This window comes from Carnobacterium sp., assembly GCF_032094055.1.
GTDB lineage: Bacteria > Bacillota > Bacilli > Lactobacillales > Carnobacteriaceae > Carnobacterium_A.
This window is the reverse complement of the sequence record NZ_DAMDAK010000010.1, coordinates 22,588-34,810: the sequence shown is the minus strand read 5'-3', so window position 1 is coordinate 34,810 and position 12,223 is coordinate 22,588. Positions and strand designations below refer to the sequence as shown.

The window sequence follows — 12,223 nt, the reverse complement described above, 5'->3', positions numbered from 1 at the left end:
AATGCGAGCTGAAATCGAGAAAAAAGTTCGGGCAGCCTATGGTATTGGAGAACCAGTGGAAGAGCCGAAAGATTCTGAGAAGAAGAAAACTGAAGAAAAGAAAACTGAAATACCGTTGGTTGAAAAAAATAAATAAATGTTAAAAAATAACAGATGAAAAAAGTCAAAGAGCCAAAACAAGTTCAACGGTTTTGGCTCTTTTTGCTGCAGCTAATTGAGAATAAGTGCGGCTCTAGTCAGAAGACTAGTAAAAAAATAAAAAAAATTAAAAAATAAAAAGAGCGCTTTATGAAGCGGGCTATGCCATTTATGAAATGAAAATAGCTGAAAGAGCATCAAAAGTTATTATTAAGTTGACATGTCTTGTACAGACAATTAAAATTAAGTTATCTATTACTTTATCTTAGATAACAAGTAGGTTTTTATTGGTAAAAAATTATACAGTTCTACCAGATAATTGGTAAATAGTAAATGACAAATTAAATAGAAGATACGGAGGTGGAAGAATGAATTTTAACAGTATAGCCTTCGCTATCGTTACTTTAATTGTCGGTCTTTTTGTAGGATATGCCATCCGCAAATCAAAACATGAAAAAGAATTGGCTGGTGCTAGAAACACTGCAACTGGAATATTGGATGAAGCGCAAAGAGAAGCAGAAACCATGAAAAAGGAAGCGATGTTAGAAGCGAGGGATGAGAACTACAAATATAGAACTGAAATTGAAGCTGAGCTGAAAGAAAGAAGAAATGAGATTCTAAGACAAGAAAACCGGTTAGTACAGCGAGAAGATAATATTGACCGTAAAAATGACGGCTTAGAAAAACGTGAGCGGACACTTGAAGCAAAAGAAGAAAAATTAGGTTCAAGACAGCAATTATTGGACGATTTAGAGAAGAAAGCAAGAAAGCTAGTTGAACAGCAAGAAGCAGAATTAGAACATGTAGCTGCACTTTCACGTGAAGATGCGAAAAGTATTATTATCCACGAAACAGAAGAAGAGCTTTCACATGAGCTTGCTGTAATGGTTAAACATTCAGAAGAAAAAGCTAAAGAAGAAGGGGAGCGCCGTGCGCGGAATTTAATTGCTTTAGCAATTCAAAGAAGCGCAGCAGATCAAGTCTCTGAATCAACTGTATCTGTAGTAGCTTTACCTAATGATGAAATGAAAGGCCGGATCATTGGAAGAGAAGGCCGCAATATTCGTGCTTTAGAAACACTGACCGGAATTGATCTGATTATCGATGATACACCGGAAGCTGTGATTTTAAGTGGGTTTGATCCTATCCGTCGTGAAATTGCTCGGATGACACTTGAAAAATTGATTCAAGATGGGCGAATTCATCCTGCTCGTATTGAAGAAATGGTTGAAAAATCACGTAAAGAAATGGACGAACGAATACGCGAAATAGGTGAACAAGCAACCTTTGAAGTAGGAGTCCATTCGATTCACCCAGATATCATTAAAATTTTGGGACGGTTACGTTTCAGAACAAGTTATGGTCAAAATGTTTTGCAACATTCAATAGAAGTTGCAAAATTAGCTGGAGTACTGGCTGCTGAATTAGGCGAAGATGTTGTATTAGCTAAACGAGCAGGATTGCTGCATGATATTGGTAAAGCTTTAGACCATGAAGTAGAAGGCTCTCATGTAGAAATTGGCGCAGAAATCGCTATGCGTTATAAAGAAAATGCGACCGTTATAAATGCAATTGCCTCTCATCACGGAGACATAGAAGCTACATCAGTCATATCTGTTTTAGTAGCAGCTGCTGATGCCTTGTCTGCTGCAAGACCAGGGGCAAGAAGTGAATCACTTGAAAATTATATTCATCGTCTTGAAAAATTAGAAAGCATCTCCAACAGTTTTGAAGGTGTAGAACAAAGCTATGCTATCCAAGCGGGACGCGAAATCAGAATTATGGTTAAACCGGATAAAGTAGATGATTTAGAAGCGGTCACTTTAGCACGAGATGTGCGTAATTTAATTGAAAATGAATTAGATTATCCTGGCCATATTAAAGTAACGGTTATTCGTGAAACACGTGCAATTGAATACGCAAAATAACTTGAAGTAAAAAAGCGGAGCAAATGATGACCATTTGTTCCGTATTTTTTTACGCTGCTTTTCTTTATACCCGTTTATTGTTAAAATATAGTGAAAGCAATTATTTAGAGAAGAGGCAACAAAAAATGAAATTATTATTTATCGGAGATGTCGTTGGATCAATGGGAAGAGAAATGGTCCATGATCATTTGCAAAAATTAAAACAAAAATATAAACCGCAAGTAACGATCTTAAATGGTGAAAATGCAGCAGCAGGGCGCGGCATTACAGAAAAAATTTATAAATCCTTTTTGCAAGATGGTGTAGATGTGGTAACGATGGGAAATCACACATGGGATAATCGTGAAATTTTTGAGTTTATTGGAGACGCCAAAAAGATGATTCGACCAGCTAATTATCCGGAAGGTACTCCTGGCAAGGGATTGGCATTTATTAAAGTCAATCAATTGGAACTGGCAGTTATCAATTTACATGGCCGGACATTTATGTCGGATGTTGACGATCCTTTTAGAAAAGCAGATGAGTTACTTGAAGAGGTCAGTCAACGAACTCCTTTAGTTTTTGTTGATTTCCATGCTGAAACGACGAGTGAAAAACAAGCGATGGGCTGGTATCTTGATGGGCGTGTGTCCGCAGTCGTTGGGACTCATACACATGTACAAACTAACGATGCGCGTATATTACCTGCCGGAACAGCTTATTTGACTGATGCTGGTATGACAGGTCCTTATGATGAAATTTTAGGAATGAAACGAGAAGCTGTTATAAATCGCTTCTTGACCCAAATGCCTACACGATTTGAAGTGCCAAAAGAAGGACGGAAAATATTATCCGGCTGTTTCATTGAAATTGATGATGCAACAGGAGCTGCAAAAAAAATTGAGAATATCGTGATTAACGATGACCGTCCTTTTGGGAGCAGCTTTTAAACAAGTGAGGAAGATAAATTCATTTCGAATCAAGAAACATAAAGAAGGGGATCTATATGACGCAAAAAACTCAACCTACCCCAATGATGGTGCAATATTTAGGAATTAAAGAACAATACCCAGATGCTTTTTTATTTTATCGTTTGGGCGATTTTTATGAGTTGTTCAATGAGGATGCAATCAAAGCTTCACAATTATTAGAAGTTACATTGACCAGCCGGAATCGGAATGCAGAAAATCCGATCCCGATGTGCGGTGTGCCTTATCACGCAGCAAAAGGCTATATCGATATTTTGATTGAAAAAGGCTACAAAGTCGCAATATGCGAACAAGTAGAAGATCCGAAGACCGCTAAGGGGATGGTCAAGCGAGAAGTTGTTCAATTGATTACACCTGGAACAGCGATAGAGTCTAAAAATATTGATGCAAAATCCAATAACTATTTAGCCGCTCTTTCTATAACTGGCGAGCAGCGCTTTAATTTGGCTTATGCGGATTTAAGTACTGGAGAATTAAAAGCTGCTCAATTATCTTCAGTAGAAGAGGTCATCAATGAACTGAGTAGTTTAAAAACAAAAGAAGTCGTATTCGAAGAAGCAAAACACCTTGAATTACAATCAGATCTGCAAACAAAACTGGGGGTTATGGTTTCTACTCAAAAAGCTGGAGAAGAAATTGCTGAATTTGCTTATTTATCCAGTGACGTAGAAAATACGGAGATTCTTTCAGCTTTAAAAATTCTATTGTTGTATTTAACTATGACGCAAAAAAGAAGTTTAGCCCATTTACAAAAAGCTGAAGTTTATACTCCTGCTAATTATTTAAAAATGGATCATTATTCTAAGCACAATTTAGAATTAGTGTCTTCTATTCGGACAGGACAAAAAAAAGGCACCTTGCTTTGGTTGTTGGATGAAACCAAAACAGCAATGGGCGGCCGCTTATTGAAACAGTGGATTGATCGTCCTTTGATCCAAGAAGCAATGATTGATGCACGCCAAGCTGTCGTAGAAAGTTTAATCAATCATTTTTTTGAACGAATCGATTTAAACGAAGCACTGACTCGTGTGTATGATTTAGAACGTTTAGCTGGAAGAGTAGCCTTTGGAAATGTAAATGGCCGTGATTTGATTCAATTAAAAACATCCTTATCTCAAATCCCTGTATTGAAAGATAGGATTGCCTTAATGAATAAAGGGGAATGGGATGAACTGTTATCTCATTTAGATACTGTACCAGAAGTCGTCGACTTAATTGAGCAGGCGGTCGATGAAAATACGCCCTTATCATTGAAAGAAGGCAATGTTATCAAAGATGGATTTGATAGACAATTGGATCAGTATCGTGATGCCATGCGTAACGGCAAACGTTGGATTACTCAGCTAGAAGCTCAAGAACGGGAAAAAACAGGAATCAAGACATTAAAAATTGGGTATAATCGTGTATTCGGCTATTATATTGAAATCACGAAATCAAATCTGGCTAATTTGCCAGAAGGCCTATATGAACGCAAACAAACTTTGGCTAATGCTGAACGCTTTATTACGCCAGAGCTAAAAGAAAAAGAAACGCTTATCTTAGAAGCAGAAGAAAAGTCCTTGGCATTAGAGTACTCTTTATTCACTGAGGTTAGAGAAACCGTTAAGCAATACATTGAACGGGTACAGTTGTTAGCCAAAACAGTAGCCACAATTGACGTGCTGCAAAGTTTTGCGACAGTGAGTGAGAAATACCATTATGTGCGTCCTGAATTAGCATACGGCAGTCAAGAACTCACCTTGATAGACGGACGGCATCCAGTAGTTGAAAAAGTACTGGGACAACAAACTTATGTACCGAATAGCGTTGAAATGGATGAGAAAACAGAAATTATGCTGATTACTGGTCCGAATATGTCCGGTAAAAGCACCTATATGCGCCAGTTGGCTTTAACGGTTATTATGGCTCAAATGGGTTGCTTTGTACCGGCCGACTCTGCCAAATTGCCTATTTTCGATCAAATATTCACTCGTATAGGTGCTGCAGATGATTTAATCTCTGGACAAAGTACGTTTATGGTAGAAATGATGGAGGCAAATCAAGCTTTACGACATGCGACTCCTCATAGTTTAATACTATTTGATGAAATTGGCCGTGGAACAGCTACTTTTGACGGCATGGCTTTAGCTGAAGCTATTATTGAATACATTCATGACCATGTCCACGCCAAAACTTTGTTTTCTACTCATTACCATGAATTAACAGTGCTTGATGAAGAATTAACAGGATTAGTTAATACACATGTAGGAGCTATTGAAGAAAACGGAGAATTGATTTTTTTACACAAAATGTTGCCAGGACCAGCTGATAAAAGTTATGGGATCCATGTAGCAAAATTAGCAGGATTGCCAAATGATTTGCTATCTAGAGCAGCGGTTATTTTAGATCGCTTGGAACAAAAAGAAGAAATTGTTTTAGAAACAACAGTTCAAACAGAAGAGTTTCAAACCAATAAAAAAAGACTGGCAGAAAAAGAAACGGCTGTTGCAGAAGAAGCGGCAGGACAGTTGTCTTTATTTGGAATGGTAGATGAAAATGAATCTTCTATCCTAAAGGCATTAAATGAATTAAATTTACTGACTATGAGTCCCTTAGAAGCTTTAAATGTATTACATGAGCTTCAGCAACAATTGAAATAAAATAATAAAAATAACTAACGTAGAGTAGAAAGGGGTAGAGAAATGGCGAGAATTCAGGAACTTTCGGAAATACTAGCTAACCAAATTGCAGCTGGAGAAGTAATTGAGCGTCCAGCTTCTGTTGTAAAAGAATTGGTTGAAAATGCTCTTGATGCTGGAAGCACGCAAATCGAAATTTTGATTGAAGAAGCTGGACTTAAAAAAATCAAAATCATCGATAACGGAGAAGGAATTGATCCAGCAGAAGTATTGAATGCTTTTAAACGGCATGCGACTAGTAAAATTTATTCGCGAGATGATTTATTTCGAATCCGAACTTTAGGTTTTCGAGGAGAAGCTTTGCCGAGTATCGCCTCTGTTTCAGAAATTACTTTAGAAACTTCTACAGGCGATCAAAAAGGGACGTTCGTTTATTTAAAAGGCGGTCAGGTGATAGAAGAACGGCCAAGCCAAGCAAGAAAGGGAACGACATTGACGGTTGAAAATTTGTTTTTCAATACGCCTGCTCGTCTAAAATACGTTAAAACGATTCAAACGGAACTTTCAAATGTATCTGATATTGTTAACCGGATGGCCATCAGTCATCCAAATGTAGCTTTTCGATTAGTCCATGATGGCAACCAATTGTTGCGCACTGCTGGAAATGGTGACTTAAAACAAACCTTAGCCGGTATTTATGGCGTAGCAACAGCCAAAAAAATGCGGAAAATTGAAAAAGAAGATTTAGATTTTAGAATTTCTGGTTTTATTTCTTTACCGGAAGTGACAAGAGCGAACCGAAATTATATTTCTATTATCATCAATGGTCGCTACATTAAAAATTATTTGCTCAATAAAGCCATTATTGCTGGTTACCGTTCGAAACTGATGGTCGGTCGTTTCCCTCTTGCAGTTATTGAGATCACAGCTGATCCTTTGTTGATGGACGTCAATGTCCATCCTACGAAGCAAGAAGTCCGCATCAGTAAAGAAAAAGAGTTAATGGAATTGATAGAAACAGCGATCAATGACTGTCTAAGCAAGGAACAATTGATTCCTGAAGCTTTGGGAAATCTTAATTTCAAGAACAAAACAAAGCAATCTGTAGAGCAACTAGAACAAACACAATTAGATTTTTCGAGACCAGCAGCTGTGGAGGAAGTAAAAGAACCAAGTACTCCTTTACATCATCACTATTTTTCAAAACCAGTAAATAGTTTATCTGCTCCTTTCCAAGAACAAGCAGAAAAGGATAGTGAACAGCTGAAACCCAATTTTGAAAAAAGAGAACCTATGCTTAATAAAACAGCATTTGAAAGTTCTGTTAATACAGAAAATAGACTGGAAAATAGTCCTGTTTTTGACCACCAAGCTCCTTATTTGCAGATGGCCGAAAAGATGCTGGCAACAGAAAAACAAGCCGATCTATCAAAAGGTCATCTTCCGTTATTGGATTACATTGGGCAGATGCATGGCACATATTTATTTGCTCAACATGAAGACGGGTTATATATTCTGGACCAGCATGCTGCACAAGAGCGAATAAAATACGAATACTTCCGTAAAAAAATTGGTGAAGTCAGCACAGACCGGCAAGAATTATTGGTACCGATCCTGTTAGATTATCCCAATAACGATGCGATAAAAATCAAAGAAAATCAACAAGCCTTAGAAGAGATCGGTATTTTTTTAGAACCTTTTGGACAAAATAGTTTTCTGCTGAGAAGCCATCCAGTTTGGTTTAACCATGGTGAAGAAGAACAAATTGTTAAAGAGATGATCGATTTATTATTAGAACAAGGTAAAGTCAGCGTAGCTAAATTTCGCGAAGCGACAGCTATCATGATGAGCTGCAAAGGTTCGATTAAAGCAAACCATCATTTAAATGATGCAGAAGCTCGTATGTTGCTAGCAGATTTGGCAAAAACTGAAAATCCTTATAATTGTCCGCATGGCCGTCCCGTATTGATTCAATTTACGAATAAAGATATGGAAAGAATGTTTAAACGTATCCAAGACCCTCATTGAGCGAAGAAAGCGGTACGTCAAAACGAATAAGTTGAAACCCGTAATTAAATGGACTAAACTAAAGTTAGGCATAAAATAAGAATGGATTTGTTGAATTGCTTGCAGACAAGTAGAATGATAAAGAAAAACTTGGCCCATACGTTACTATTTTTATGAGTTTCCAAAAAAGATAGGAGAATTAAAATGGAAAAACTAAAAAAAGAAGAATTGAAACAGAAATTAACCCCTATTCAATATGAAGTCACGCAAAACGAAGCAACCGAGCAGCCATTTACTGGAGAATATGATGCTTTTTATGATGACGGTATTTTTGTAGATGTAGTCAGCGGAGAGCCGCTATTTTCTTCGACAGATAAGTATGATGCTGGGTGTGGCTGGCCCTCTTTTACAAAACCGATTGATTCCAAAGAAATTATTGAAAAAAAAGATCGTAAGTTTGGAATGATCCGGACAGAAGTACGCAGTCAAAATGCAGATTCTCATTTAGGCCATGTTTTCAACGATGGCCCTTCAGAAGCTGGCGGATTGCGTTATTGTATCAATTCAGCTGCTCTACGTTTCGTTCCAAAAGAAAAACTGGAAGAAGAAGGATATGGCACTTACCTTAAGTTATTCGACTAATCGTTAAAAAGCAGTTTACTTTCTACATCCTCTCTCGTTAAAGCGAGTAGAGGGTGTTTTTATTTGGAATAGCCAAAAAAGTGGCTATAAAAGAAAATGAACGAATTCTTTCAGGACTTCCTTTTAAACAGTCAGATATGTTAAAATACATTAGGGAACAAGTGTGCTGTTCAGCAACTTTAGTTAAAAGAACGAATGGAGCATAAAATATGTATGAATATATCAAAGGAACGGTTACTTTTGTCGGTCCTGCTTATGTAGTAATTGAAGCAAACAGCATCGGCTATCTATTGTATATGGCCAACCCTTTCCGCTTTTCTAATAAATTGAATAAAGAAGTAACAATCTATGTTCATCAAGCTGTTCGGGAAGATGCGATTACTTTGTATGGCTTTAAAGATTATAATGAAAAACAACTTTATTTAAAATTAATCAGTGTTTCAGGTATCGGCCCAAAAAGCGGATTAGCCATTTTAGCAAATGATGATCATGCCGGGTTGATTCAAGCGATTGAAAGTGAAGATGTTTCTTACTTAACTAAATTTCCAGGAGTCGGGAAAAAAACCGCCTCTCAAATCATTTTAGATTTGAAAGGGAAGTTGGATGAATTAGAAGTCGTAAGTACTTCTGCTGAAGGATCCGTCCAACAAGAATTGCCCTTATCTACGAATCATGGGCCAGTCAATGAAGCTATAGAAGCTTTAGCGGCTCTTGGGTATAGCGCAAGGGAAATCAAAAAAATTGAACCGGATATTCGGAAGCTGAACAAAGAAACAACAGATGCATATTTAAGAGAAGCATTACGCTTATTGATGAAAAAATAAATGACTCATTCATAAAAGAGGTGAATAAGGTTGACTGCTGAAGAACGGATTATTTCAGGGGAAAGTGATAGTTTAGAGGAAATGTCTATTGAAAAGTCGCTGAGACCTCAATTATTAAGCCAGTATATAGGACAAACAAAATTAAAATTGGAATTAGGCATTTACATTACGGCTGCTAAAAGTAGAGAAGAGGCATTGGACCACGTTTTATTATATGGACCGCCTGGACTGGGGAAAACAACAATGGCGATGGTCATTGCTAATGAAATGGGTGTGAATATTCGAACTACAAGTGGTCCAGCTATTGAAAAAGCTGGTGATTTAGTTGCACTTTTAAATGAATTAGAAGCCGGAGATATCCTTTTTATTGATGAAATCCATAGAATGCCCCGCATGGTAGAGGAAATGTTGTATTCGGCTATGGAAGATTATTTTGTGGATATCATTGTGGGACAAGGACCGACAGCTCATCCTGTCCATTTCCCTTTGCCGCCCTTTACTCTAGTAGGCGCAACTACGCGTGCTGGTATGTTATCAGCCCCTTTGCGTGATCGTTTTGGTATTGTTTCTCATATGGAGTATTACACCGTTACTGATTTAAGTGATATTGTGATTCGGTCTGCTGAAATTTTTCAAACAGAAATCCATGATAATGGTGCTTTAGAAATTGCCAGACGTTCAAGAGGAACACCAAGGGTAGCTAATCGTCTGTTGAAACGAGTGAGAGACTATGCTCAAGTTCAATCGAATGGAGTCGTTGATAAAAAAGTAGCGGATGCTGCTTTAACGATGTTGCGAGTTGATCAAAGAGGCTTGGATTTTGTCGATCAAAAGTTAGTCCGAACAATGATTGAAGTTTATAATGGGGGACCGGTAGGCTTGTCAACGATAGCTGCAAACATTGGAGAAGAAATTGAGACAATTGAAGACATGGTCGAACCTTACTTATTGCAAATGGGCTTTATTCAGCGAACGCCACGTGGTAGAATTGTTACACAGTTAGGTTTCGAACATTTAGGTTACCCTATTAATAATCAATAAGGAGCGTTTAGTTATGTTATCAACAAATGATTTTGATTTTGAATTACCGGAGGAGTTGATTGCCCAAACTCCATTAGAAAACCGCTCCAGTTCAAAGTTACTAGTTTTGGATAAAGAAACAGGAAATATTGAAGATAAACATTTTCCGGCTATTTTAGATGAATTGGAAGCCGGAGATGCATTAGTGATGAATGATACACGTGTTTTACCAGCTCGTCTTTATGGCACGAAGCCGGAAACGGGTGGACACATAGAAGTATTATTATTGAAAAACACAACTGAGGACCAATGGGAAACATTGGTTAAGCCTGCTAAACGTGCCAAAGTGGGAACTGAAATCCACTTTGGCGATGGTCGTTTGAAAGCAATTGTAAAAGAGGAATTAGATCATGGAGGAAGGATCATTGAGTTTTCTTATGAAGGTATTTTTTTAGAAGTTTTAGAATCTTTAGGCGAAATGCCTTTACCGCCTTATATTAAAGAACGTTTAGAAGATAAAAATCGTTATCAGACGGTTTATGCAAAAGAAAACGGTTCTGCTGCAGCTCCGACGGCTGGCCTTCACTTTACAGAAGAATTACTGGAACAGATCAAAGCCAAAGGAGTTCGTTTGGTTTTCTTGACTCTACATGTGGGACTTGGGACTTTTCGCCCTGTGAGTGTCGAAAATATTGAAAATCACGAAATGCATTCAGAATTTTATCGGCTGACAAAAGAAGCCGCAGCTGAATTAAATGATGTAAAGGCTGCAGGCGGAAAAATTGTAGCAGTAGGAACAACTTCTATTCGCACGCTCGAAACCATTGGAACCAAATTTGATGGTGAAATTAAGGCAGACAGCGGGTGGACCAGTATTTTCATCTCACCGGGGTACCAATTTAAAGTGATAGATGCTTTTACAACTAATTTTCATTTGCCTAAATCAACGTTAGTTATGTTAGTCAGTGCTTTTGCAGGAAAAGATCAAGTTTTAGCTGCTTATGCGCATGCAGTAAAAGAAAACTATCGGTTCTTTAGTTTTGGCGATGCTATGTTTGTAAAATAAAAATGAACTATGAACTCTCTTTAAAAAGGACTGTTTGGACAATAAAAAGAGAAGCCGGCTAACTAGATGCCAACTTCTCTTTTGTTTTAAGAGAGGTATGAGTGAACTGTTTATTGATTAAAGGTAAATAATGGTTACTGAATCTCTTTAAAAACGACATGCGGTTCATTCTACTTTATTCGTACGTTCATTTAAGCTTTAGCTCATCATCCTAACAATAGGCTTTTCCATGATTTTGCTCACTTTACACTGTGTTACTTAATGAATGGTGAAACTGGTAATTCAAAACAGGATGTTGTGTTTATTGTTTCTTTGAAACTAAACAACTAAGAAATTCTATCGTTCACTCATACGTGCATCTCTCTTTACACTCATAATATAGCATAGAAAGGTATCGCTTACAAACAATATGCTTATTGTTTTGACTCAAGTTGCCAAAATAAAAAAAATCAGTATAATCTGTGAAGTATAAAATTAAAATTCTCTCGTAAAGTTAAATGAAAGTAGGAAAATTATCATGTCAGAACCGGCAATCAAATACCGCTTAATAAAAAAAGAAAAACATACAGGAGCTCGTTTGGGAGAAATAATTACTCCTCATGGAACTTTTCCGACACCTATGTTCATGCCAGTCGGTACGCTAGCAACCGTTAAAAGTATTGCGCCCGAAGAGCTTGAATCCATGGGTGCGAATATCATTTTAAGTAACACCTATCATTTATGGTTAAGACCAGGAGAAGACATCGTTGAGGAAGCTGGCGGGCTGCATAAATTTATGAACTGGGATAAAGGGATCTTAACAGACTCTGGCGGGTTTCAAGTTTTTTCTCTCAGTAATTTACGCCAAATTGAAGAAAAAGGGGTTCATTTCAGAAATCACTTAAATGGTTCAAAAATGTTTCTTTCACCCGAAAAAGCCATATCGATTCAAAACAAATTAGGACCTGATATCATGATGAGCTTTGATGAATGTGCACCTTTTGATGAAAGCTTTGATTACGTTAAAAAATCT

9 protein-coding genes are annotated in these 12,223 nt (G+C 37.4%); all 9 read left to right on the top strand.

Annotated elements, in window-relative coordinates:
• The first annotated feature begins 506 nt into the window (after positions 1 to 506).
• Complete coding sequence (gene rny / locus RT405_RS02895; protein WP_313467404.1) at positions 507 to 2,066, top strand: ribonuclease Y; 1,560 nt, start codon at positions 507 to 509, stop codon at positions 2,064 to 2,066.
• 125 nt (positions 2,067 to 2,191) lie between these two features.
• Positions 2,192 to 2,995 (top strand): TIGR00282 family metallophosphoesterase, encoded by an 804-nt coding sequence (locus RT405_RS02890; protein WP_313467402.1) that lies wholly within the window; start codon positions 2,192 to 2,194, stop codon positions 2,993 to 2,995.
• Between the two features lie 56 nt (positions 2,996 to 3,051).
• The gene (mutS, locus tag RT405_RS02885; protein WP_313467400.1) at positions 3,052 to 5,673 is read left to right on the top strand and encodes a DNA mismatch repair protein MutS; all 2,622 of its coding nucleotides are present in this window, start codon (positions 3,052 to 3,054) and stop codon (positions 5,671 to 5,673) included.
• A 42-nt stretch (positions 5,674 to 5,715) separates the two neighbouring features.
• Positions 5,716 to 7,680: a DNA mismatch repair endonuclease MutL gene (gene mutL / locus RT405_RS02880; RefSeq protein ID WP_313467398.1), complete on the top strand. Its 1,965-nt coding sequence runs from the start codon at positions 5,716 to 5,718 to the stop codon at positions 7,678 to 7,680.
• Positions 7,681 to 7,863: 183 nt separating this feature from the next.
• Complete coding sequence (msrB, locus tag RT405_RS02875) at positions 7,864 to 8,301, top strand: peptide-methionine (R)-S-oxide reductase MsrB (protein ID WP_313467396.1); 438 nt, start codon at positions 7,864 to 7,866, stop codon at positions 8,299 to 8,301.
• 209 nt (positions 8,302 to 8,510) lie between these two features.
• The gene (gene ruvA, locus RT405_RS02870; RefSeq protein WP_313467394.1) at positions 8,511 to 9,125 is read left to right on the top strand and encodes a Holliday junction branch migration protein RuvA; all 615 of its coding nucleotides are present in this window, start codon (positions 8,511 to 8,513) and stop codon (positions 9,123 to 9,125) included.
• 30 nt (positions 9,126 to 9,155) lie between these two features.
• A complete protein-coding gene (gene ruvB, locus RT405_RS02865; protein ID WP_313467392.1) occupies positions 9,156 to 10,166 on the top strand; it encodes a Holliday junction branch migration DNA helicase RuvB in 1,011 nt (336 codons plus the stop codon).
• A gap of 13 nt (positions 10,167 to 10,179) precedes the next feature.
• Positions 10,180 to 11,211, top strand: a complete 1,032-nt coding sequence (gene queA / locus RT405_RS02860; RefSeq protein ID WP_313467390.1) for a tRNA preQ1(34) S-adenosylmethionine ribosyltransferase-isomerase QueA — start codon at positions 10,180 to 10,182, stop codon at positions 11,209 to 11,211.
• 517 nt (positions 11,212 to 11,728) lie between these two features.
• The coding region (locus tag RT405_RS02855; RefSeq protein WP_313467388.1) for a tRNA guanosine(34) transglycosylase Tgt at positions 11,729 to 12,223 on the top strand (495 nt) is incomplete at its 3' end.